This is a genomic window from Vibrio maerlii (assembly GCF_003415655.1).
Classification (GTDB): Bacteria; Pseudomonadota; Gammaproteobacteria; order Enterobacterales; family Vibrionaceae; genus Vibrio; species Vibrio maerlii.
Window position 1 is genome coordinate 20,703 of sequence record NZ_QRHC01000014.1, and the last position, 23,414, is coordinate 44,116.

19 protein-coding genes and 1 riboswitch are annotated in these 23,414 nt (G+C 45.2%); of the genes, 14 read left to right on the forward strand and 5 right to left on the reverse strand.

The features are described from left to right. Nucleotides 1-127: 127 nt before the first annotated feature. Nucleotides 128-1,540, reverse strand: coding sequence for a lysine-sensitive aspartokinase 3 (gene lysC / locus DPF91_RS19225; RefSeq protein ID WP_164684239.1), 1,413 nt, complete (start codon nt 1,538-1,540; stop codon nt 128-130). 51 nt (nt 1,541-1,591) lie between these two features. Further along, nucleotides 1,592-1,767, reverse strand: a riboswitch (Lysine riboswitch). Between the two features lie 177 nt (nt 1,768-1,944). Between lysC and DPF91_RS19230 the strand changes: the two genes are divergently transcribed. After that, nucleotides 1,945-3,063, forward strand: a complete 1,119-nt coding sequence (locus DPF91_RS19230; RefSeq protein ID WP_117236062.1) for a pyridoxal-phosphate-dependent aminotransferase family protein — start codon at nt 1,945-1,947, stop codon at nt 3,061-3,063. A 73-nt stretch (nt 3,064-3,136) separates the two neighbouring features. Here DPF91_RS19230 and DPF91_RS19235 read toward each other — a convergent pair whose 3' ends face one another. The 4 genes from DPF91_RS19235 to DPF91_RS19250 form a co-directional block, all read right to left on the reverse strand. Next, entirely contained in the window at nt 3,137-4,924 is a 1,788-nt protein-coding gene (locus DPF91_RS19235; protein WP_117236063.1) for a PglL family O-oligosaccharyltransferase, read from the reverse strand. Between the two features lie 65 nt (nt 4,925-4,989). Beyond that, nucleotides 4,990-7,815, reverse strand: coding sequence for an excinuclease ABC subunit UvrA (gene uvrA, locus DPF91_RS19240; RefSeq protein WP_117236064.1), 2,826 nt, complete (start codon nt 7,813-7,815; stop codon nt 4,990-4,992). A 149-nt stretch (nt 7,816-7,964) separates the two neighbouring features. Continuing rightward, nucleotides 7,965-8,834: a UTP--glucose-1-phosphate uridylyltransferase GalU gene (galU, locus tag DPF91_RS19245; RefSeq protein ID WP_117236065.1), complete on the reverse strand. Its 870-nt coding sequence runs from the start codon at nt 8,832-8,834 to the stop codon at nt 7,965-7,967. 151 nt (nt 8,835-8,985) lie between these two features. Then, nucleotides 8,986-9,633 carry a response regulator transcription factor gene (locus tag DPF91_RS19250; protein ID WP_117236066.1) on the reverse strand — a complete coding sequence of 216 codons (648 nt, stop codon included), beginning with the start codon at nt 9,631-9,633 and terminating at the stop codon, nt 8,986-8,988. Between the two features lie 298 nt (nt 9,634-9,931). Between DPF91_RS19250 and DPF91_RS19255 the strand changes: the two genes are divergently transcribed. The 13 genes from DPF91_RS19255 (at nt 9,932) to DPF91_RS19315 (ending at nt 23,405) form a co-directional block, all read left to right on the forward strand. Further along, nucleotides 9,932-10,492 carry a single-stranded DNA-binding protein gene (locus DPF91_RS19255; protein ID WP_117236067.1) on the forward strand — a complete coding sequence of 187 codons (561 nt, stop codon included), beginning with the start codon at nt 9,932-9,934 and terminating at the stop codon, nt 10,490-10,492. A 159-nt stretch (nt 10,493-10,651) separates the two neighbouring features. Then, nucleotides 10,652-12,652, forward strand: a complete 2,001-nt coding sequence (gene csrD / locus DPF91_RS19260; RefSeq protein ID WP_117236068.1) for an RNase E specificity factor CsrD — start codon at nt 10,652-10,654, stop codon at nt 12,650-12,652. Between the two features lie 27 nt (nt 12,653-12,679). Next, on the forward strand, nt 12,680-14,125 hold the full coding sequence (locus tag DPF91_RS19265) for an MSHA biogenesis protein MshI (RefSeq protein WP_117236069.1): 1,446 nt from the start codon (nt 12,680-12,682) through the stop codon (nt 14,123-14,125). Further along, nucleotides 14,125-14,769 carry a type II secretion system protein GspM gene (locus tag DPF91_RS19270; RefSeq protein WP_117236070.1) on the forward strand — a complete coding sequence of 215 codons (645 nt, stop codon included), beginning with the start codon at nt 14,125-14,127 and terminating at the stop codon, nt 14,767-14,769. The genes DPF91_RS19265 and DPF91_RS19270 overlap by 1 nt, the downstream gene beginning before the upstream one ends. 37 nt (nt 14,770-14,806) lie before the next feature. Further along, nucleotides 14,807-15,097 (forward strand): MSHA biogenesis protein MshK, encoded by a 291-nt coding sequence (locus DPF91_RS19275; RefSeq protein ID WP_117236127.1) that lies wholly within the window; start codon nt 14,807-14,809, stop codon nt 15,095-15,097. Nucleotides 15,098-15,111: 14 nt separating this feature from the next. After that, the gene (mshL, locus tag DPF91_RS19280) at nt 15,112-16,770 is read left to right on the forward strand and encodes a pilus (MSHA type) biogenesis protein MshL (protein WP_117236071.1); all 1,659 of its coding nucleotides are present in this window, start codon (nt 15,112-15,114) and stop codon (nt 16,768-16,770) included. 26 nt (nt 16,771-16,796) lie between these two features. Beyond that, complete coding sequence (locus DPF91_RS19285) at nt 16,797-17,645, forward strand: ExeA family protein (protein WP_117236072.1); 849 nt, start codon at nt 16,797-16,799, stop codon at nt 17,643-17,645. 3 nt (nt 17,646-17,648) lie between these two features. Continuing rightward, nucleotides 17,649-18,800 carry a tetratricopeptide repeat protein gene (locus tag DPF91_RS19290; RefSeq protein ID WP_117236073.1) on the forward strand — a complete coding sequence of 384 codons (1,152 nt, stop codon included), beginning with the start codon at nt 17,649-17,651 and terminating at the stop codon, nt 18,798-18,800. Further along, a complete protein-coding gene (locus DPF91_RS19295; RefSeq protein ID WP_117236074.1) occupies nt 18,790-20,514 on the forward strand; it encodes an MSHA fimbrial ATPase MshE in 1,725 nt (574 codons plus the stop codon). Before DPF91_RS19290 ends, DPF91_RS19295 begins: the two co-directional genes overlap by 11 nt. A 19-nt stretch (nt 20,515-20,533) precedes the next feature. Next, complete coding sequence (locus tag DPF91_RS19300) at nt 20,534-21,751, forward strand: type II secretion system F family protein (protein ID WP_117236075.1); 1,218 nt, start codon at nt 20,534-20,536, stop codon at nt 21,749-21,751. A gap of 3 nt (nt 21,752-21,754) precedes the next feature. Beyond that, nucleotides 21,755-22,240, forward strand: a complete 486-nt coding sequence (locus tag DPF91_RS19305; RefSeq protein ID WP_117236076.1) for a hypothetical protein — start codon at nt 21,755-21,757, stop codon at nt 22,238-22,240. A 69-nt stretch (nt 22,241-22,309) separates the two neighbouring features. Continuing rightward, nucleotides 22,310-22,873 (forward strand): prepilin-type N-terminal cleavage/methylation domain-containing protein, encoded by a 564-nt coding sequence (locus DPF91_RS19310; protein WP_117236077.1) that lies wholly within the window; start codon nt 22,310-22,312, stop codon nt 22,871-22,873. A 46-nt stretch (nt 22,874-22,919) separates the two neighbouring features. Beyond that, nucleotides 22,920-23,405, forward strand: a complete 486-nt coding sequence (locus DPF91_RS19315) for a type II secretion system protein (RefSeq protein WP_117236078.1) — start codon at nt 22,920-22,922, stop codon at nt 23,403-23,405. The last annotated feature ends 9 nt before the right edge of the window (nt 23,406-23,414 follow it).

The following is a 23,414-nucleotide window of genomic DNA, read 5'->3' on the forward strand; positions in this document are numbered from 1 at the left end:
CAAAATTAGTCGTAAACAAAAGGGTTGATGTAGTCATACATCAACCCTTTTAATATTCTAGTTTCTAGTTTCTAGTTTCTAGTTTCTAGTTTCTAGTTTCTAGTTTCTAGTTTCTAGTTTCTAGTTTCTAGTTTTCAAACAGCTCTCGATGAAGCTTCTGTATCGCTGACTTTGAAACCGATTCATGCAATAGGAAACACAAGTTATGTGGGCTTGCGCCATAGCAGATCATGCGTAGGTTAAAGTCTTCTAATGTACTGAACACTTGCTTCGCATAGCCTTTGCTTTCACTCATGTTGTTGCCGATAAGGGCAACAAGACAAAGGTTCTGCTCGATTTCTACCGTACATAGCTCTTCAAGTTCTTCTCGTGCCGCTTGTGGTAATTCCGGCGCGCCGCCAGAGGTATCCGTTTGATCGAGAGTTAAGGATACACTGATCTCGGATGTCGTAATCAGATCGACGGAGATCTTGTGTTTCGCTAGGATCTCAAAGACCTTTGCCAGGAAGCCATAAGCATGGAACATGTTAGCACTGCGCAGAGTCACCATTGTTTGGTTGCAACGAAGCGCTAAAGCGCGGAATAGTGGTGAGCTTTCTACTTGGTGACGAATCCAGGTGCCACCTTTTTCCGGCTCTTTTGATGATCCTACAAAGACAGGAATATCGTGACGCAGAGCTGGAACAAGTGTTGATGGGTGTAGAATCTTAGCCCCGAAGTTAGCCATTTCAGATGCTTCACTAAAGCTTATCTCAGGGATAGGTGAAGCCTTTGGTGCAATTCGTGGGTCGGTTGTATAGATACCTGGAACATCAGTCCAAATCTCCAAGCCTGCTGCTTGTACAGATTCTGCAATTAATGCGGCACTGTAGTCACTACCACCACGACCAAGGGTTGTAGTATTACCTTCTTCATCGCTACCAATGAAGCCTTGTGTCACAACGACTTGCTGTTGGCAAAGCGGTACCAGCTTATCCTGGGCAAGCTGCGCAATCGCATCCAGTTGTGGTTCTGCTTTGCCGAAATTGCTATCAGTGCGCAGCACATCACGGATATCAAACCTCACCGCGTCAATATCTCGTTCACGCATGAGTTGAGCAAGGATGTGCGTGGACATCAACTCACCACAAGCAACGAGGTGATCAGTGAGCTTCGTACTGGTTTGGTATGAGGCGGCTTCCGCTGCTGTTGCAACGCTATCTAAGATAATATGAACTTCTTTCTCAACAGAAAGTGGGTCGGCAAGTTGGTCTAAAATCTCATTATGGATTTGAGCTAGTTGGTTTAATACTTCTTGTCGACGTGCTTGATCCGCAACACCATTAGCAAGCTCAACCAATAGATTGGTGACCCCAGAACAGGCGCTGCTGACGACAAGCTTTGTATTTGGATTATTTTCGATAATAGCGGCACAACGGCTCATTGCTTCAAAGTTGGCAACGCTGGTTCCACCAAACTTCGCGACATTGAATGCACTCACGGCATTTCTCCCAAGACTTCCTAATAAAAAATAGTTGGCTACGAATAGGTAACCCAACATCCGATGTTGAAGAGAGTATTAGAGCAGTAAGAGAGGTATATAGAATGATTTGACCTCAGAAGCTCTTCACCATAATGATGGTGACAGTTGAAGGGATTCAGCCCTTACAACCGATAATCTGAACCCTGCAATTTCAGTTTATCTCGGCATTGCTCCCCCTGAGTAATCTGTATTGGAGTGAAGGCTCCACAAATAACCTGCCTGGGCAATGCTCCTCTTCTGCTAAGTAAGCCCCTTCATTGAACGTGTTTCAAATAAGAATGTCAATCCGTAAGTTGTCATAAAACTCAAATAATTTTTAACGAATTTGTGACACTGGTTTGACCTGTATACTAAAGCCGAATTGTTGTCGTTATGGTTTTCTTTTACGCTTAACGTTCGATCACCAATCGCATGGAGCAATTATGACAATCAGTAGCTTTATTCCACCGCACAGAACCTTGATGGGACCTGGTCCTTCCGATATATCACCACAAGTTTTACAAGCATTGAGTCGACCAACTATAGGTCACCTTGACCCACTGTTTATCGGCATGATGGATGAACTTAAGTCTTTATTGAAGTATGCCTTTCAGACAGATAATGAGTTCACTATCGCAGTGTCTGCTCCGGGTAGTGCCGGGATGGAAACCTGTTTTGTTAACCTCATAGAGCCTGGTGACAAGGTGATCGTATGTCGCAATGGGGTCTTTGGTGAGCGTATGCGTGAAAACGTGGTGCGAGCAGGTGGCGATGCCGTGCTTGTCGACGACCAATGGGGTGAGCCTGTTAGTGTAGATAAAGTTGAAAAGGCATTGAAAGAAAACCCTGATACCAAGATCGTTGCTTTCGTCCATGCGGAGACGTCTACTGGTGCACTATCTGATGCCCAAGCTTTAGGGGCACTGGCAAAACAGTATGGTGCATTAACGATTGTCGATGCGGTGACATCTCTGGGTGGTGTACCACTGTTGGTTGATGAGTGGCAATTGGATGCGGTCTATTCGGGAAGCCAGAAGTGCCTTTCTTGTGTACCCGGATTATCTCCGGTTACTCTTTCTCCCAAAGCGCTTGAAAAAATCCAATCTCGACATACACCAGTACAAAGCTGGTTCTTAGATCAAAGCTTGGTACTGGGTTACTGGAGTGGTGAGGGTAAGCGTAGCTATCACCATACCGCGCCAGTTAATAGCTTGTACGCTTTGCACGAGTCCTTGGTTTTATTGAAAAACGAAGGGCTAGAGAATGCTTGGCAGCGTCATCGCACTATGCATACCAAGTTGAAACAAGGCTTAGAAGCTCTGGGTTTTGAGTTTGTGGTGAAAGAACCTTATCGCTTACCTCAACTCAATGCGGTTTATTTCCCGCAAGGCATTGATGAGGCTTCTGTACGCTCACATTTACTTAATGAATATAACCTTGAGATTGGTGCCGGTCTTGGCGAGCTTGCTGGTAAAGCGTGGCGTATTGGTGTGATGGGATACGGTGCTCGAAGTGAAAACATTAGTTTGTGTCTCGGAGCCCTAGAAGAGTCGCTTCGCTAATAACGCCTTTCTAGAGTCAATCAAACCCACCTTACCGCTATTGATTGTAGAGTGATTAGGTGGGTTTACTACTTTACTTATCTGCCGGTTGATTACTGTGAGTATCTGATGCTGAGTTAGAGATCGCCTGCTCTTTTGGGCGATAGTTGATTAGAGTGAAGTCTTGTTTTGGAAACAGGAATTGTGCTTCAGCTCGAATTTGCTCAGCTTTGCTTGAGTCTCCAAGGCCTTGATAAGCAATGATCAAGTTTGTGTATAAGCTTGGGCGTGGCTGGCGCTGGATGAGATCGAGTGACCAGTCAATGTATGGCTGAATGAGAGCAGGGTCCTTTCTTGATAAACCCAAATGTAGATAGGTCACATAGATATCCCAATCATAGCGATTCTGCCAAGCATGAATATTCGACACTTGAGATAGAACGTCTGGGTTCTTTACCTTTGCGGTTTCGTACTGCATCAACACGTAGTTGCTATGCAGCGCGGTCAGCATGTATATAGCGGTAACGAATGGCAGGATAGGTGCGCAAACCTTCAGACCTATCTTTGTGAACAATGAAATATTGAACACTTTGGACATTGAGGTGCGTTGGTCGACCCAAAAAACCAATAATATGAAGGTGAACCAGTGTATTGCAGAGTGGTAGAACGGATACTCCAGTTGGGTGTGTAGCAATATCGGTAAAAATAACGCGAACATAGCTAAGCGAGTGCCTTTGTTAGCGCTAGAGATGTGAGACAACACCAAGATCGCGGCCAGCAGTAATCCGAGAATCGGCACAATACCTCCCTCAACAGCCCAAAGTAGGGTTTCATTGTGAGGGTGATCCATTGATGGTAGTCCAGCAGGGTAGCTATTATTGAGCTGATGTTGTCGAGCGGTATAGAGAATATACGCTGGCTCGAACTGACCATATCCGTACCCCGATATTGGTTTTTCGATAAACATATCTAGAGTCTGAGGAAGCGTGTATCGGCGAGGGCTCTCAAGGTCTGCTTTTGCCACAATAAACTCTGACTTACCACTACTTTGTATTGCGATAAACCCAAGCAGTAAGCCCACAACAATAGAAATGCACCAACCCCAAAAACGTTTCTTTCCTGCGAATTTAAATACGTAGGGCAGCATACACACCACAGCCAATGCCGTGCCGAGCCAGCCCGTTCTTGAGCCTAAAACAATAAGCAAAGGGGTGAGAATTGCCGGTGTGAGATAGAGCAGAGCAACCGCACTGATGGTCCTGTGATATTTTTTTGGATGACGTGCTAGCAGGTAACCTGATAATACCAAGCCAGTAGCCAAGAAGCTGGCCATTACATTCGGTTGTTGAAAAACACCGTAAGGACGATTAACTAAGGTGTCATACCCAAAGGCATTACCAGGTTCAAGTAAAAAGTATTGTATGTAGCCAATGATTGCTTCAACCAGTGTGGCAAGAACGACAAACCAAAGTAGTCGCTGACGGTGTTTGTTACTGAATTGGAACTGCTGCAACGTAGAAAAAAACAGTAAACCAGCCCATAAGCCAATGATTCTTGAGCTGGATTCCACCACATTACTGTCACTGTATAAGAGTGGTAATGACATCAGCAAACAGGAGATGAACAATCCAATCGTTAGTTTGCTGTAGTGAAAGGCTCTGGTCTTTGCTGTTTGAACCAGGCCCATTGCAATCGCGAGACTGATCATTATCCAAGTTGGATGGTTAAAAGTTAGGTCTAAACCCGAGCCGCCTGGGTTCTTCATTACAAAGTGCATCGCAATGAGGTAGAGCAATGCCATGATCACCAAAAACGGCTTATTTAAGGGAATCGACTTTGTTTTTTGTGCAAGCCGAGTGCCCGCAACGTGAAGAGTAACCATAGGTATTTTTTATTCCATAAATGAAAAAGTCCAGCGTATAGCTGGACTTACTTTACCTTGTTTTCTTAACCTAACATAGGCTTTAAGAATCGTGCAGTATGCGAACCTTCGACCAAGGCCACATCTTCTGGCGTGCCTTGAGCGATAATCTCACCGCCACCTTGTCCGCCTTCGGGGCCTAAATCGACAATCCAGTCTGCTGTTTTTATTACATCAAGGTTGTGCTCAATGACCACGACGGTGTTACCGTGGTCGCGCAGTCGATGCAGAACGGTCAACAGCTGTTGAATGTCATGGAAGTGTAGACCTGTCGTTGGCTCATCTAGGATGTACAATGTCTTACCGGTATCACGCTTCGATAATTCCCTTGCGAGTTTCACACGTTGTGCTTCACCACCCGATAGGGTTGTCGCAGCTTGTCCAAGGCGGATGTAGGAAAGACCCACATCCATCAGGGTTTGCAACTTACGAGCAATGACAGGAACAGGGTCGAAGAACTCACGAGCATCTTCGACGGTCATATCTAGCACCTCATCAATGGTCTTGCCCTTATAGCGGACCTCTAGTGTCTCGCGGTTGTAACGCTTACCTTTACATACATCACAAGGGACATAAACGTCAGGTAAGAAATGCATCTCTACCTTGATAACGCCGTCGCCTTGACAGGCCTCACAGCGACCACCTCGCACATTAAAACTGAATCTACCGGGTTTGTAACCACGTGAGCGCGATTCTTGAGTTCCCGCAAATAGCTCGCGAATTGGTGTGAAAATTCCAGTGTATGTTGCTGGGTTAGAGCGAGGTGTTCGACCAATAGGGCTTTGGTCGATATCAATGACCTTATCGAAATGCTCTAGTCCCTCAATCTTCTTGTAGGCTGCTGGCTGTGCCGTTGTTGCACCGTTCAGCTGGGTGTGTGCAATCTTGAAGAAGGTGTCATTGATCAGCGTTGATTTTCCAGATCCTGAAACACCAGTAATACAAGTAAACAAGCCAACAGGAAGGGAAAGATTTATATCCTTAAGGTTGTTACCACTCGCTCCAAGCAGTTCTACTGTCTTGCTTAGGTCGGCTGGAGTACGCTCTTTTGGCACCGCAATCTCTTTGGCACCGCTTAGGTACTGACCGGTTAAAGAATTAGGGTTGGCGACGATCTCCTCCATGGTGCCTTCAGCGACCACGTTACCACCGTGTACACCGGCACCAGGGCCGATATCGATGACATGGTCGGCCATACGAATCGCGTCTTCATCATGCTCAACCACCAAAACGGTATTACCCAAATCACGCAAATGGGTCAGTGTCTTGAGCAGTCTTTCATTATCACGCTGGTGGAGGCCAATCGACGGCTCATCAAGCACGTACATAACCCCAACAAGGCCTGCACCGATCTGGCTTGCAAGTCGAATACGTTGCGCTTCACCACCAGAAAGGGTCTCGGCACTGCGAGACAGGTTCAGATAGTTCAAGCCTACATTGACCAAAAACTGTAAGCGGTCATTGATCTCTTTCATCACCTTTTCGGCGATCTGAGCGCGTTGGCCTTCTAGCTGTAAGCTATTGAAGAACTCAAGTGCCTCAGCAATGCTAAGCTCAACAATATTTGGTAATGGTGTATCGTTAATGAACACGTTGCGAGCCTCAAGGCGTAACCTTGTGCCATTGCAGCTAGAGCATGACTTTGTTGAGATGTACTTCGCTAGATCTTCACGAACCGAGTTAGATTCGGTATCACGGTAGCGGCGCTCCAAGGTGTTGAGGATCCCTTCAAACGGATGACGCTTAACCCGAATATCACCACGATCATTGATGTAATTGAACTCGATCTCGGTACGACCTGAGCCTTTCAGGATGATCTCTGTGATCTTCTTTGGTAGTGACTTGTATGGTGCGAACAGATCGAAATCGTAATGCTTAGCCAAAGAGGTCAACATTTGGAAGTAGTAGTAGTTCTTTTGATCCCAACCCTTGATCGCACCCTCTGCGATGCTGAGATCTTCATCAAGGATCACTCGGCTAGGATCGAAATATTGTTGGACCCCTAAGCCATCACAGGTCCCACACGCACCCGCTGGGTTATTGAATGAAAACAGACGTGGCTCAAGCTCTTGCATGCTATAACCACAGTGGGGACAAGCAAAATTTGCCGAGAAGACGATCTCTTCTTGTGATGGATCGTCCATCGAAGCGGCAACCACAATACCACCGGAGAGTTCGAGTGCGGTTTCGAATGATTCTGCTAGTCGCTGTTGTAGATCGTCACGCACTTTAAAGCGATCAACCACGACTTCAATGGTGTGCTTCTTGTGCAGTTCTAGCGTTGGTGGATCGGATAGATCGCAGGTCTCCCCATCAATTCGGGCACGAATAAAACCTTGAGCTGCAAGGTTTTCTAATGTTTTTACGTGTTCCCCCTTTCGCTCTTTAACGATCGGTGCAAGTAGCATCATCTTACTACCGGTGGGCAGTTCTAGCACTTTATCAACCATCTGGCTGACGGTTTGTGCAGCTAACGCTACATGGTGAGTAGGGCAGCGAGGTTCGCCAACACGTGCGTAGAGCAAACGCAGGTAGTCGTATACCTCGGTAATTGTACCTACGGTAGAGCGTGGGTTGTGCGATGTTGACTTCTGCTCAATAGAGATAGCAGGCGACAAGCCCTCAATATGGTCGACATCAGGTTTCTCCATTAGAGAAAGAAACTGACGCGCGTAGGCAGATAGAGACTCAACATAACGGCGCTGGCCTTCTGCGTATAGAGTATCAAATGCGAGAGAAGACTTACCTGAGCCTGATAAACCGGTAATGACGATCAGCTTATCGCGTGGAATGGTGAGGTTGATATCTTTGAGGTTGTGGGTTCGCGCACCACGGACTTCAATTTGATCCATATTCTACTTCTCTCTTCGTAGTTGCTACTTGCGACGGGATCTGGCAAGTATTACACACAGTGTAGAGAGTGCAAAGAATTTACTGGATAAAAAAACAGTAAGGTGGGGAGCCTTACTGTTTCTGTGAATTATCTGGATATGGCTTTGAATTACGCTTTTTGAGTGGCGTGCTTACCTAGTTCAGACTTCTTCTCATCTTTCAGGTAAAGGTTCTCAAAGCAGTAGTTTGTTGCTTCGATGTAACCTTCAACGCTACCGCAGTCGAAACGCTTGCCCTTGAACTTGTATGCTAGAACACAGCCCGCTTGCGCTTGCTTCAACAATGCGTCAGTGATTTGGATCTCGCCACCCTTGCCTGGTTCTGTTTGCTCGATAAGATCGAAGATATCTGGAGTTAGGATGTAGCGACCAATAATAGCTAGGTTGCTTGGTGCTGTCCCTTTTTCTGGTTTTTCAACCATGTCATCAACGCGGTAGATGTCATCTTTGATCATCTCACCTGAGATAACACCATACTTGTGTGTTTCATCTTCTGGTACCTCTTGAACAGCAACGATAGAACAACGGAACTGCTTAAACAGAGCGACCATTTGAGCCAGTACGCCTTGTTGCTCATTCACACACAAGTCATCAGCAAGCACGACTGCAAATGGTTCGTCACCAACAAGCTCTTTACCCGTTAGGATTGCGTGACCAAGACCCTTCATCTCACGCTGGCGAATGTACGTGAAATTCGCAGATTCGATGATTTCACGAATATCAACTAGGAGCTCTTCTTTGTTCGTACCACTGATCTGATGCTCTAGCTCGTAGTTTTTATCGAAGTGGTCCATGATTGAGTGCTTACCACGGCCGGTAACGATACACATACCGTTCATTCCTGCCTGAATCGCTTCTTCAACACCGTATTCAATCAATGGTTTATTTACCACTGGCATCATTTCTTTAGGCATTGACTTGGTCGCTGGTAAAAAGCGAGTTCCATAGCCAGCGGCTGGAAATAGACACTTCTTAATCATGAAAGAGTTCCCTTAACTGTCGATTTATCATTGATATAGGCCTACTGTACCACGTTCTGCGTGAATCAAAAATGAACGAACTCATAATGATAAATAGTTAGTACTCCTGACAGAGAGTACTAACGATAACTGTAAAGAGTAGTAGGCTTGTCTAATACACAACGTTTTGGTGAGCCCAAGCAATGGCTTGTACTCGATTTTTGACAGAGAGTTTTTTGAAGATGTGATAGAGGTGAGATTTTACCGTGAACTCACTGATACATAGCATGTCTGCAATCTGCATGTTGGAAGATCCTTGTTTAAGGCACTTGAGAATATCAACCTCACGAATCGTCAAACTGGCGGCATTTGGGCTTGTTTGGGTATGAGTCATATTGCGGTAATAGTGCAGAAGTTGGCTAGTTACATGACGCGGAAGCCAGTTCTCACCAGCACAGATACGCTCAAAGCCCTTAATCATGTGCTCTAGAGATTCTTCTTTGTAGAACAGCCCTTTAAGTTGACCTAGTTTGAGTAGTTGGGTTGTAACCAATCGGTGGGGCACATTGTAGATGATATATTCAAAGTTCTTGTCGAGTAGTAATAACTCTTTTACTTGATTAAGGACACGATCGTGTTGATGGTAGTCCATCAGTAAGATTTTATGCTGGTGGTGCTGAGCAGCAAGCATCAGGTCATCAACAGGCATTGTTGGAATATCTCGTCGATACTCTCGTTTGATCGCTTCTAAATCCGTCGGTACATCACGATCGTTTGGGTGGATTAAGTAGATAGTTCTGGCGTAGCTGCGTTTACTCATATTTCAATTCCTTTTGCCTGAGTGTTATCAATCGCTGGGCGTTACAAACTTGGCATGGAATGTTAAAAGTTGGAAAACTCAAAAACAGAACTGCGGGACGTTTAAATAAGAAAAGTAATTGATAGTTTTAACAAAAGCGTGGAGTGAGATATGAATTCAAAAACTGAGCCGTTTTACTCCTGATTGACTCGATAAAATTGGCCAAATATCTAGATTAAGAATCTAATTTAAGAGCTTTAAAACGTGTGCTATTCTTAGCGGCTAAATTTAGAACTGAATTAGATTAACGGAGCAAAACATGGCAAGCCGTGGAATCAATAAAGTTATCTTGGTGGGTAACTTAGGTAATGATCCAGAAATTCGCTACATGCCTAGTGGCGGTGCTGTAGCAAACATTACAGTTGCGACTTCAGAGTCTTGGCGCGATAAAGCGACAGGCGAGCAACGCGAAAAAACAGAATGGCACCGTGTTGCTCTTTTCGGAAAGCTAGCGGAAGTTGCTGGTGAGTATCTACGTAAAGGCTCTCAAGTTTACATCGAAGGTCAACTGCAAACTCGTAAATGGCAAGACCAAAGTGGTCAAGACCGTTACACGACGGAAGTTGTAGTTCAAGGCTTCAACGGTGTAATGCAAATGCTTGGTGGTCGTGCTCAAGGTGGCGCTCCAGCACAAGGTGGCATGGGCGGTGGCCAACAGCAAGGTGGTTGGGGTCAGCCTCAACAACCAGCGCAGCAGCCATACAACGCACCGCAGCAACAGGCTCCTCAACAAACGGCTCCTCAACAACAGGCGCCACAGCAAGCTCAGCCACAATACAATGAACCACCAATGGATTTCGACGACGACATTCCGTTCTAAGCTTAACCGCAGGTTCAACTCAAAGATCAAAACCGCGCTTGTCGCGGTTTTTTGCATTTTTTTATCTAAAGTCGCTGTTTTTCAAAACACTATCCAATATACTCAAACAAAGTTAACGTTCTGTTAACGCCTGATGAATAAGAAAAGGATTGATTATTCGTGAGATATACACCTACGCTTAAACTCAGCACACGTCTAACCACGTTCGTGACTATGATAGTGATCAGTGCGATGTCGATTTTGTTTATCGGCGGCACCTTATCATTCAAGCGTATCGGCCAAGAATATATGAACCACTATCTCAACGGTATCGTTGAGGTGGTTGATAAAGAACTAGAAGACCCTGACGCCGCTTATTCTATGCAGCGCTGGCTGCCAAAAATGCTTCAGGCAAGCAACGTAGTGGAGTTGCAGCTCAATTCCGAAGTTGGGGTTGTATATCGTTTCAAAAATACGGCTATTCGAGTTGAAGAAGGTCGAACTCATGAACATGTTTACCCTCTCCCAAGAAACGAGGGCTACTCGTTACGCATCATCTCCGCTCCTCCATACCTAAGCTACAGCTATTCTATTGGCGCTCTTTGGTCAATTACCTTGGCTGTAGGGCTCATTATTTTTTGTCTAGTTCGAGGCTTGAATTGGATGCGCGAACAGATGTTAGGTTCTGAAATGCTCGAAGAGCGTGGTCGAATGATCCTTGCTGGCAGGGTAGAAGAGTTTGCCAAAGGTGATGAAAAAGAGTGGCCATATACGGCAAGCGATGCGTTAACGCTACTCATTGAAGAGCTGCAAGATGCACGTCAAGAACGGAGCCGTTTTGATACCTTTATTCGCAGCCAAACTTTCTTAGATCAACTCACTGGAACCGCGAATCGGGTTCTATTTGATAACAAGTTAGAATCGGCACTGCATGAGAGTGGTTCTCATGGTGGTGTTATGTTGGTTCGTATCGATGATTGGCAGCTAGTTTTGGAAGAGAATGACAAAGCTGATAGTGATCAGTTTATTGTCGAGGTTGGTAAACTGCTTTCTAATGCTGTGCAGCGCTTTCCTGATGTAATCTTGTCTCGTTATTACAAGGCAGATTTTGCGATTTTTATTCCTCATCAAAGTAGTAAAGATGTAGCGAACGTTGCAACGCAATGTTTAAAGCAGTTGGACAAATTGAATCCAATTACCCCTCTTCCTGAAGACAACTGGTGCCATATTGGTATCAGTATGTATCGTGAGGGCGAGAAGCTGAATCATATTATTGATGAGGCAGAAACCGCACTGAAAAGTGCCCAGCTACAGCACCTCAATACCTGGAGCCGTTATGAAAAGCAGGAACAGGCGCAAAATGAACGAGGTAGCGTTCGCTGGAGGACTGTGTTTGATCAGGCATTGCAACCGGAAAAGCTGCTTCTTTACAAACAAGAGTGTCGCCTGATATCAGAGAAGGATGACAGTAGTACACTACACTATGAGGTTTTTGCCCGTATTCAGGACCCCGAGCGCGGTGAGCTCAAAGCTTCACAATATATGGCCGCGTTAGAAACCGTTGGTTATCAGGTTCAGCTTGACCAATCGGTATTACAGGTACTGTTCAGTTATCTGAAAAATACCAACGATAACGTTAATTATTCTGTCAATCTCAATGTGTTACCGTTTAAGAACAAGTGGTATAGTCGCTGGTTGAGAGATGAATTATTACAACTTCCTCGGCATCTACGACAGCAGCTGGGGTTTGAGTTTGTTGAGGGACATTTAGTCCAACATCTCGACTACATGCGTCCTGTTATCAAGATGCTTGCAGGTTTAGGTATTAAAATAATAGTAAACCAAGCAGGTCGAACGATAGTGAGCACTCACTATATTAAGGATTTGTCAGTCGACTATCTTAAGCTACATCGCAGCCTAGTCAAACGTATTGATCAACGTCCAGAGAATCAGTTGTTTATCCGTAGCATGCTAGGCGCGTGTTCTGACCTACCTACCTCTGTTATTGCTGTAGGTATTGAAAACAGCAAAGAGTGGAAAGTGCTTCTTTCACTAGGCATTCAGGGTGGTCAAGGTCGTCGATTTGATCAAGAAACTCAGTTTTTACCACCAATGGTGAAAAAGCCAGAGCCATTTAAAAGCAATGTAAAGGTCGGTCGAAGAAACCGTTGGCGAAAATAAAAATTCAGAAAGGAAGCGAATCAATCTATGAGTATTTCATCATTACTCAGCAAGTTTAAAGCGACAGCAAACACTCAACAGGGTGGTTATTTTGTTGTGCTTCCTGATGCCATCTACTTCCATTCCGTTGAAGACGGTGTTGAAGACATGCGCCTCGAAATCTCAGGACAACCTTGGGAGAAGGTACTGGAAACAGCACTTAGTGGTTTGTCGCTATCAGGGCAATCTGTTTCTTTCGTTCTGTCTACTCAACATTATCAAACCTATCAGATAGATAAGCCTGAATTGCCAAAAGAAGAGTGGCCCGTCGCGCTTCCTTTCTTACTGAAAGATATGGTCGCCGAGCGAGTTACCGATATTGTTGCTGATGCCGTTGAGTTGCCGAATAGTAATAAGATTCAAGCGTATGTTATCAAGCTCTCACTGATTAACCAGGTCCTAGAGGTGTTAAATAAGTTCAACATCACTCTTGGTCCAATTATTCCTGAAGGTGAAGTTTGGGGCTATGTTTCTAATGAACACAGCGACTTCATGCTTTTGCAGCGTAGCGTTAAGGACCATTTTAAAGTCGGCGCTTATGTTAATCACAACGCGACTTTTCAGCGCGCAATTCGCAGTGTGGTGCCACCTTTAACCGGGACGGCAAGCAGTGCCTTACAGATTGATGGGTTGGCACTAGAGCTGCAGCGCTCAGTCGATTACCTATCTTCTCAGCTTAAGCTAACAAAAATAAATAAACTGCTTCTTTGTTGTGATGAAGAGGAACAAGCTGAGCTGGCAGAACAACTGGCAGAGCGTTTAAGCGTGAAAGTGTTGGTTGCACCAATCTCTGAGGATGCTGACTCTGGTGAGGTATTAGCAAAGATAGTCTCCTCAGATTACCAAGGTGTTATCAATCTTTACCCAACTCACCTAAAGCCTAAAAAAGAAAACTTTACCTTTACCAATGTCGCGATTGGCTGGGCGCTGCTATTAGTTGTGATGCTGAGTTTTTATGGCTTTAATCAATACCAATTGATGCAAGTCGAGCAAGAGCTGAGAACGGCGCAAACTACCAACGATGAGTTCCAAGCTCAGCTCGGGGAGTTGCAAGAGAAGCTGGCTAAGCACAAGCCATCACCTGCAATTCAGGCAAGCATTGAGCGCCTAAAAGAAGATATCAAACTTAAACGAGCTTCTTTAGATGCGATCTCTCGTTTTGATGATTCATTGCAGGTTGGCTACTCAAGTGTCTTAACCTCGCTGGCTGAGCTTGGGCGTAATGATATTTCCCTTTCTCGAATCATTATCAAAGATCAAATCGTTGATCTAAACGGTTTGGCTAGAAACCCAAGCGCAATTCCGAACTGGATTAAACAGTTTAAACAGCAACCAAGCTTGGCTGGACGTAGCTTTGAAACAATATCGATTGGTCGCAATGAACAAGATATCGTGACGTTTGAGCTTAAATCAAAACGCTCGGAGGCTAAATAATGAAAATGTTGCAACAGCTTTCAGAGAAGTTTGCTGATCTAAGTAAGCGCGAGAAATGGCTGATTACCCTATGTGGCACGGTTGGGATCTTCTTTGTCGTGCTTACGTTGCTGATTGATCCGGTAATGAATACCTTGAGTGCAAAAGAGCGACAGTTGCAGTCAACTAAGCTGAGCTCACAACAGCTTCAAGGTCAGATTTTAACGATTACTGCGCAGCTGAGAAAAGATCCGAATAAAGAACTCAATCTTGAGTATGACCGCTTGATGGATGAAAGCATGGCGCTATCTGAGGAGCTTGCGTCAAAAGTCGATGGCTTAGTTACTCCAGATAAGATGGCAGAACTGCTCGAACAAGTTCTAATTAGTGGTAATAAGCTTCAGCTTCAATCACTCGCTTCATTACCAGCTGAGCCCATTCAATCAAGTGAGGCTTCGGCAATTTCAGGATATTACGTACATCCAGTGAAGATTGCTCTCAAAGGTAAGTACTTTGATGTTGTTGAATACTTAACAGCATTGGAAAGTCTTCCGGTGAAATATTATTGGCGAAGTTTCCATTATTCAGTCGAAGAGTACCCACAGGCTCAGCTTGAGTTTGAGGTATACACGATTGGTGGAAGAAAGGAGTTTATTGGTGGTTAATAAAAATAAGCTGTTAACTTTTGCCATTGCTTCTTGCATGACAACTTTTTCGACGATGGCATCGCAAGACCCTACGGCTCCTTTGGGTTGGGCTGCACCGGTTGAAAAATCGCAACCTAAAAAAGTCGTGCGCTATTCATTACCTCAGCTACAGAGCATTGTCTGTGGTCAGGCTCGATGTAACGCGATTATGAATGGAGCAGTGGTTTCCCAGGGAGAGCAGATTCGAGGCTATCGAGTCGTGAGTATCAACTCTGAATCTGTGACATTGAATCGCAACGGTAAGCACTGGACGCTTAGCGTATTTGCTAAAGATATTAAAAATTAAGGTTTCCAACAATTATGCGCAAATTTGTTTTAAGTATCGCTATCGCATCTCTGTTTGGTTGCTCAATGGGCCACCAAGATCCTGTCGAAGTGAAACAAGCCTTAAATGAAGCGATCAACGAGTCAGCGAATCGCTCATTGGATGAGTTACCTGATTCGGTTCAGGCTGATTTAATGCCAGACTTGAACTCATCACTAGGATCACAAGCGGAGACACTGCAACGGTTTCGTATTCAAGCCAAAGATGTAGAAGCGAAAGCATTCTTTACGAGCCTCGTTAAGGGCACAGACTTCAGTGCGGCCATTCACCCTAATGTATCAGGGCAGATCACCGTCAACTTGACGGATGTTTCTCTCGATGAAGTGCTCGAAGTCGTACGTGATATCTACGGTTATGAGGTCGTGAAGAAAGGTAAAGTGATTCAGGTATATCCAGCTTCACTAAGAACTGTGACGATTCCTGTCGACTATCTGCAGCTTTCGCGCAAGGGACGCTCTCTAACCTCTATTACGACCGGTTCTATTACCAACAATGACAGCTCAAGTGGTGGCTCTAGTTCTGACTCTAGTTCAAGCTCAAGCAGCTCTAGTAGTTCGTCTTCATCGTCTACAACCACCGGTGGTACTGAAATTGAAACCATTAGTGAAAGTGACTTCTGGCCTCAACTACAACAATCGGTTGCGCAGCTGATTGGCAGTGGTAACGGTCGCAGCGTGGTTATTTCACCTCAAGCTAGCTTAATCACTGTTCGTGCTTACCCAGATGAGTTGCGCGAGGTACGTGAGTTCTTGGGGATTTCTCAACAACGTTTGCACCGTCAGGTCGTGCTTGAGGCCAAGATCCTTGAAGTCACCTTAAGCGATGGCTACCAACAAGGCATCAATTGGGCTGCTCAAAGTAGTAATGGTAAGTTCGGTATAAACCGAGGTATTGACCTCAATAACCCAGATGCTCAACCTTTCCCTACACCAGGGGCTTTGCCACCATTAGATGCTATATCTACTTTACTTGGTGGGCAAACTAACCTTGTCTTTTCAGATGGGAATTTCAGTGCTGTAGTTAGCTTCATGGAGACACAAGGCGATGTGAATGTTCTTTCTAGCCCGCGTGTGACGGCATCCAACAACCAGAAAGCCGTGATTAAAGTGGGTGAAGATGAGTACTATGTGACTGACTTTTCGACTGATATTACTACCGGTAGCAACAGCGATACGGTGACACCAGATATTGAATTAACGCCTTTCTTCTCGGGCATCTCTCTCGATGTGACGCCACAAATTGATGACAAGGGCAATGTACTGCTTCATGTGCACCCTGCGGTTATTGAAGTTGAAGAGCAAACCAAAACCATTACTTATGCTGGTCAGAACATTGAACTACCGTTAGCTCGTAGTTCAATTCGTGAGTCTGACTCAGTGATTAGAGCCAGAGATGGTGACGTGGTTATTATCGGTGGTTTGATGAAGTCAAATCGTATAGACCAGACGACAAAAGTCCCATTTTTGGGTGACATACCAGCGTTGGGCTACCTGTTTCGAAGCATAGCGCAGGTTACCGAAAAAACGGAATTAGTCATCTTACTAAAACCGACCGTTGTGGGCGTGAATACTTGGCAGAATGAGCTTGAGCGTTCTCGCGACCTGCTTCTGGAGTGGTTCCCAGAAGAAGACTAACTGCAAAGTTTAGATTAAGAGCCCCTATGTATCTTGATTACTACGGCTTTGAGCAAGCACCGTTTGGCTTAACGCCAAATACGCAGCTGTTTCATGCGTTGCCTTCACACTATCAGGCGATTCAAATCGTGCTAGCCGCGATTTCGATGGGTGAGGGCATAATCAAGGTGACAGGTGAGGTGGGTACTGGCAAGACTATGGTATGCCGGATGCTGATTAATCAATTAGGTGAAGACGTTGCTCTGGTTTATCTACCAAATCCTGCCTTGGATGGAAATCAACTGAGATTAGCGATTGCATCAGAGCTTAACCTTGTTGATGTCAGCGAAAGCTCAGTGGTGGATGAAATCCAAGAGCAGCTACTTAGATTAAAGTCTGAAGGGAAGCGAGTTGTAGCCTTGGTCGATGAGGCTCAGGCGTTGAGTGATGACGCTCTTGAAGCTTTGAGGCTTTTTGGAAACCTAGAAACGGAACAAGAGAAGCTACTACAGATCGTGTTGGTTGGTCAGCCTGAGCTGGATGAACGTTTAGAGCAAAGCCACCTACGACAGCTTCGACAAAGGATCACCTTTAACTGCCAGATTAAACCATTAACACTCGATGAGACCGTGGCGTATATCGATCATCGAGTTCAGCAAGCTCGGAATGAATTACCAACAGAATTGTTTTCACTGAGTCATAAAAAAGCCATCTGGTATGCATCACAAGGAATACCGAGGCTGATCAATCAGATTTGTCATAAGTCTCTGCTGTTTGGTATGACCACGACACAGAGCCAAACCCTAAAGAATCAGCATGTCTTTGAGGCGATGCATGATACGTTTGATGCGAAAAAGCCCAAGTTTAAATCCCCGATCATTTGGGGCTGGAGTTGATAAATGAGTGCCATCAATAAAGCCCTCTCAGATTTAGCGACACAAGAATCAGCACAAGCAAAAGAGTTGAAGCTTGCAGAGATCCCAAAAGTTAAGCGCTTTTCACCTAAGCTTTGGCTCGGTGTGGGTATTGGCTTTAGTTTAAGCATTGGTGTTGGCAGTTGGGCGATGTCTCAACAGCAAAAAAGCATCGTGACGAGTAGCCCCGTTCAATCAGAGGCAACTGAAGTACCGCGCACTGTGGTAACCGTTGATGTCGTTGACGTTGAACCAAGTTCACCAACCAACAAAGTGGTGGAAAGCCAAGTTGAAGTTTTCTCGCGACCAGAATCAAAAACGATTAAGACAGAATCGCTAATCGCTTCTACAGTGTCTTTAGAGTCAACAGCAAAGAAAACAGCAACTAAGACAACTGACAAAGCTCCGGTTAAAGTCGCTGATTCACCAAAAGTTTCCGTAGAGAAAAAAATTACTCAGGTACCTGAGCCATTTTTGATTGCGAAAAATAGTACACCTCAAAAAAATAACGGTGGCTCTATTGTGATTGAGAAGGTCCAGCTTACTCCGACGCAATTGGCTGAACAGTCAGTTCAACGTGCCGAAAAGGCACTAGACAGCAATGAGCTTGAAGAAGCTCTAAACCATTATCAGCGCGCACTTCGCTACACGCCAAATGATGAAATTATTAGACAGAAGTTGGCAGCGCTCTACTACGGCAAAAAAGACCCATCCAAGGCGTTTGACTTATTGCAAGAGGGCATAAAGCTCAATGAAGATAGTGAGCGTTTACGACTTAATCTTTCTCAGTTGTTGATTAAAGAAGGTCAAGAGCAGGCTGCCCTTACCCCTTTAGTGCATCTAAGCGAACAGCCGAGTATCAAGTATCTGTCTATGCGGGCTGCACTGGCTCAGAAGCTAAAACAACAAGACATTGCTTTAACTAGCTACCAACAATTAGTCAAACTGGATGAGAGCAACGGTCGCTGGTGGCTAGGGCTTGGTATCCAACTTGAACGCAGTAAGCAGTTCGCAGAAGCTAAAACGGCTTATACAAATGCGCTAGGGCGTATGGGAATCTCTAGTAAAAGTCAGGCCTTTATCCAAGACCGTTTGTCGCTGTTAAATTCTCTAGAGGGGAACCCAAATGCAAATTAAGCTAAGAAAGCGTCTTGGTGACCTCCTTGTTGAAGAAGGGATCATAACGGAGCTTCAAGTTGAGGAAGCGCTAAGAGCGCAGAAAAGTTCTGGTCGTAAGCTCGGTGATACCCTGATTGACCTAGGTTTTCTTACCGAACAACAAATGCTGGCATTCTTGTCTCAACAACTTGATATTCCATTGATCGATCTTAATCGTGCCAATGTCGATATGGATGCCGCGCAATTACTTCCTGAGGTGCATGCTCGTCGTTTACGTGCGCTTGTGATTAGTCGTGACGATTATACGTTGCGTGTTGCGATGAGTGACCCTGCGGATCTATTCGCTCAAGAATCATTGGCGACACAGTTAGGTGAGTACACACTTACCTTTGTTATTGCCTCTGAAAGCCAGTTGGTGGATGGCTTTGATCGCTACTACCGCCGAACTAAAGAGATTGCTTCTTTTGCTGAACAGCTACAAGCCGAGCATCAGGTTACCGAAGCCTTCGACTATGACGTTACCGACGAAGACAGTGATGAAGTTACCGTCGTAAAACTGATTAATTCGCTGTTTGAAGATGCGATTCAAGTTGGAGCTTCGGATATTCACATCGAACCAGATTCAAATGTTCTGCGACTTCGTCAACGTATCGATGGCATCCTGCATGAAACCTTGTTGAACGAAGTGAATGTTGCTCCTGCGCTGGTGCTTCGCCTCAAACTCATGGCTAACCTAGATATATCTGAAAAACGTTTACCACAAGATGGCCGTTTCAATATCCGTGTGAAAGGTCAGTCGGTGGATATTCGTATATCGACCATGCCGGTTCAATATGGTGAGTCGGTAGTAATGCGTTTGCTTAATCAATCGGCTGGGGTACGCAAGCTTGAGGAATCGGGCCTGCCCGCGCATCTGCTTGTTCGTTTAAGAACTCAGTTAAAGCGCCCTCATGGCATGATTTTGGTAACCGGTCCAACGGGTTCAGGTAAAACGACGACCCTGTATGGCGCATTGAGTGAGCTGAACATTCCGGGGAAGAAGATAATTACCGCAGAAGACCCGGTGGAGTATCGCCTACCACGTATCAGCCAGGTGCAAGTTAATCCAAAGATCGACCTCGATTTCTCAACCGTGCTGCGTACTTTCCTGCGTCAAGACCCCGATATTATTCTAGTCGGTGAGATGCGTGACCAAGAAACAGTGGAAATAGGCCTACGTGCAGCACTGACGGGTCACCTTGTATTGAGTACCTTACATACCAACGATGCGGTAGATAGTGCGCTGCGTATGATGGATATGGGCGCGCCAGGCTATTTAGTCGCGAGTGCTGTCCGTGCCGTTGTCGCGCAGCGATTGGTCCGTAAGGTATGTACTGATTGTGCCACCACTGACCAGCTAGATGATGCTCGTCAGCAGTGGCTGAGTGAGCGTTTCCCAAATCAAGTTGGTGCGACATTTACACGTGGTCGCGGCTGTCAAAGCTGCAACCTCACTGGCTATCGTGGGCGTATTGGTGTGTTTGAGCTGCTTGAACTTGAGCCAGATATGATGGACATGCTCCGCGCGAACGATGCGGTTGGTTTTTCTAAAGTCGCCCGTGCGTCGAAATCTTATAAACCACTTCTCGCTTCCGCGATGGAGCTTGCATTGCAAGGCACTGTGAGCTTTGAAGAAGTGATGAACCTGGGTGAAGGTGACTCTTCGGGTTCATTTGAACCGATTTATCTTTGATAGGAACTAAAGGTCGAGTATGGCAACGTTTCAATATCAAGGGCGTAATTTAAAAGGCGATAAGGTTGCAGGGCAGATTGACGCTGCAACCCAAGAGCTGGCGGCCGATGCGCTAGTCAATAAAGGTGTTATACCCATTTCTTTGGTTGAGGGAGGCTCGGGCAGTGGCCTAGACTTTGATTTGAGTAAGCTGTTTGTACGCTCAGTGCCATTAGAGATATTGGTGATCTTCTGCCGTCAGTTATACAGCTTAACCAAAGCAGGGGTTCCCTTACTGCGCTCAATGCGTGGTTTGACACAAAACTGCAACAACAAACAACTGCAGGAGGCGTTGGAAGAGGTCTGTAATGAGCTGACCAATGGCCGTGGCTTATCGGCGTCATTGCAAATGCACCCAAATGTGTTCAGCAGCCTGTTCGTTTCTATGATTGGTGTGGGTGAGAATACCGGTCGTCTCGATCAGGCCTTGATGCAACTTGCCAATTATTACGAACAAGAGGTAGAGACTCGCAAGCGAATCAAGACCGCAATGCGTTATCCAACGTTTGTCTTGACGTTTATTACTATCGCGATGTTTATCTTGAATACTCAGGTTATCCCCCAGTTCACCGGTATGTTTGCAAAATTCGGTGTTGAGCTACCCTTGCCGACACGAATATTGATCGCGACCTCAGACTTCTTTGTTAATTATTGGCCCCTACTACTCGCTATTATCTTTGGTGGATTATTCGCATTACGTACTTGGATTAACACCGTCCCAGGGCGCATTAAGTGGGACCAGTTACGCCTAAGAACACCCATTATCGGCGGCATTATTAATCGCGCTCTGCTGTCGCGCTTTTCACGAACCTTCTCATTAATGTTGTCTGCTGGCGTACCTTTAAACCAAGCGCTAGCGTTAGCGGCCGAAGCCATTGATAACAAGTTCTTGGAAGGAAAGCTTCTGGAGATGAAGTCGGCGATTGAAGCCGGTAGTACCATTACCTCTACGGCGGTTAATAGTGGCATTTTTACACCGCTGGTTATTCAAATGCTGACGGTTGGTGAAGAAACCGGCCAAGTAGATCACCTATTATTGGAGGTTTCAGATTTTTATGATCGCGAAGTCGACTACGACCTCAAGACGCTCACCGCGCGCATTGAGCCTATATTGCTCGCGATCGTTGCCGGTATGGTACTGATCCTAGCGTTAGGTATCTTTGTTCCAATGTGGAGCATGATGGATGTCATGAAGTAGGGTATGAGACAAGCTCAGGCTGATATTCGACATCTCAACTGGATACGCTATTTAGTCGGTAGTGCTCTAGTTATTTTGTTGATGGCCATTTTTCTTCGCACCTCAGATTCGATAGACAACAATGCTGAGCGTACGGCCCTAGCTGCAACAGTAAGAGGTATGCAGGAACAACTAAACCAGTATCACAATTATTGGATGGTAAATAAGCAACCCAAATCAGCAACAATTGCAGGTCGAGACTTACAATTCGATAACAAAGGGTGGATCGTACCGTTAAATAATGGTAAATATGATTGTAATCTTTTGCTTGAATTGGCGCTAAAAGGTAAAAAAGTATTCGGTAAACCGATTAAACTACTCTATTCGGTTGGCTGGAAGGACGGTCGTTCGTGTCTCTATACTTGGGGCGATGAAAGCACCTACATAGAGATAGAAAAGCGAGTGAGCTACACCGTAAGCGTAAAAAAATTGTCGCAAACAAAAAATTGACACAAATTAGCTTATTCTTTTTGTCAGTAATCGTTAGAATAGTAACAAATCATTACTAGGATTGAATAAATGAAAAAGAATCAAGGTTTTACATTGATTGAGTTGGTAGTCGTAATTGTAGTGCTTGGTTTGCTTGCAGTTGCCGCTCTTCCTCGTTTTGTTGATGTAACGGACAGTGCGAAAGAAGCGAGCATTGAAGGTGTTGCGGGTGGCTTCGCCACGGCAGTATTATCAGCACGAGCTCAATGGGAAGGTAACGGTCGTCCCGTTGATGAAGATGATACAACTAATTACTCTGTTGACTATGATGGACAAGATTTTTGGTTAACAAAGTCGGGTGGTGATTTTCGCGATGGCTACCCAATTTCAGCTAAAGGAGCCGGTACTGGCTTTACGCAAGTGTTCGTGGATACAGTAAATGCATCACGTTGTGTAGTTCTAATGGAAGAACTTTTACAAAATCCACCATCTGTTTCTGATACAGAAAATGATGGTTCTAAGTTCTGGGCTCAAGCTAACCCAACTGATGCTGCGAGCTCTGTAGTTTGTCGATATACGCAACAAGAAGGTAAAGGGCATTACTTTGATTATGATGTGACCAATGGTTCTGTCACAGTCACTTTAGACAACTAATTAATCCCGATCTTAAATTTTTACTCAAATAAGTGAGAACGTAGTTATGAAAAGACAAGGTGGTTTCACCCTAATCGAATTAGTAGTAGTTATTGTGATTCTAGGTATTCTTGCGGTTACCGCAGCACCTCGTTTCCTTAACTTACAATCAGATGCACGTGCATCGTCACTTCAAGGCCTAAAAGGTGCAATGGCTGGTTCAACAGGTATTGTTTATGGTAAAGCCGCAATTGATGGTTTAGAGACACAAGAAACAGTAACTAAAGCTAATAACCCTGCCGGCATTGCTCTAGCATTTGGCTATCCAGACGAATCAACAGACGGTATTGAGATTGCCGTTGACGGTTTAGGTGGCACTGATGGAGATTGGGAGAAAATTTCTGGAGGTGTTTCTACGGATGGTGTTGATTACACATTCAAAGGTCAAAGCACTACAGGTTACGGTAATGATACTGGTTGTCACGTTAACTACATTCAAGCTGCAAGTAGTACGGCAGCACCTACAATTCGTGTAGTTGATGACAAGTGTTAATTAAGTCCT

Coding starts and splice junctions, on each gene's coding strand:
- mshL (WP_117236071.1), top strand. CDS start 15,112: ATGCGCAAATTTGTTTTAAGTATCGCTATCGCATCTCTGTTTGGTTGC.
- DPF91_RS19310 (WP_117236077.1), top strand. CDS start 22,310: ATGAAAAAGAATCAAGGTTTTACATTGATTGAGTTGGTAGTCGTAATT.
- DPF91_RS19235 (WP_117236063.1), bottom strand. CDS start 4,924: ATGGTTACTCTTCACGTTGCGGGCACTCGGCTTGCACAAAAAACAAAG.
- DPF91_RS19270 (WP_117236070.1), top strand. CDS start 14,125: ATGAAAATGTTGCAACAGCTTTCAGAGAAGTTTGCTGATCTAAGTAAG.
- DPF91_RS19255 (WP_117236067.1), top strand. CDS start 9,932: ATGGCAAGCCGTGGAATCAATAAAGTTATCTTGGTGGGTAACTTAGGT.
- DPF91_RS19265 (WP_117236069.1), top strand. CDS start 12,680: ATGAGTATTTCATCATTACTCAGCAAGTTTAAAGCGACAGCAAACACT.
- lysC (WP_164684239.1), bottom strand. CDS start 1,540: ATGTTGGGTTACCTATTCGTAGCCAACTATTTTTTATTAGGAAGTCTT.
- DPF91_RS19275 (WP_117236127.1), top strand. CDS start 14,807: ATGACAACTTTTTCGACGATGGCATCGCAAGACCCTACGGCTCCTTTG.
- DPF91_RS19315 (WP_117236078.1), top strand. CDS start 22,920: ATGAAAAGACAAGGTGGTTTCACCCTAATCGAATTAGTAGTAGTTATT.
- DPF91_RS19230 (WP_117236062.1), top strand. CDS start 1,945: ATGACAATCAGTAGCTTTATTCCACCGCACAGAACCTTGATGGGACCT.
- DPF91_RS19290 (WP_117236073.1), top strand. CDS start 17,649: ATGAGTGCCATCAATAAAGCCCTCTCAGATTTAGCGACACAAGAATCA.
- DPF91_RS19300 (WP_117236075.1), top strand. CDS start 20,534: ATGGCAACGTTTCAATATCAAGGGCGTAATTTAAAAGGCGATAAGGTT.
- uvrA (WP_117236064.1), bottom strand. CDS start 7,815: ATGGATCAAATTGAAGTCCGTGGTGCGCGAACCCACAACCTCAAAGAT.
- DPF91_RS19285 (WP_117236072.1), top strand. CDS start 16,797: ATGTATCTTGATTACTACGGCTTTGAGCAAGCACCGTTTGGCTTAACG.
- DPF91_RS19305 (WP_117236076.1), top strand. CDS start 21,755: ATGAGACAAGCTCAGGCTGATATTCGACATCTCAACTGGATACGCTAT.
- DPF91_RS19295 (WP_117236074.1), top strand. CDS start 18,790: ATGCAAATTAAGCTAAGAAAGCGTCTTGGTGACCTCCTTGTTGAAGAA.
- galU (WP_117236065.1), bottom strand. CDS start 8,834: ATGATTAAGAAGTGTCTATTTCCAGCCGCTGGCTATGGAACTCGCTTT.
- DPF91_RS19250 (WP_117236066.1), bottom strand. CDS start 9,633: ATGAGTAAACGCAGCTACGCCAGAACTATCTACTTAATCCACCCAAAC.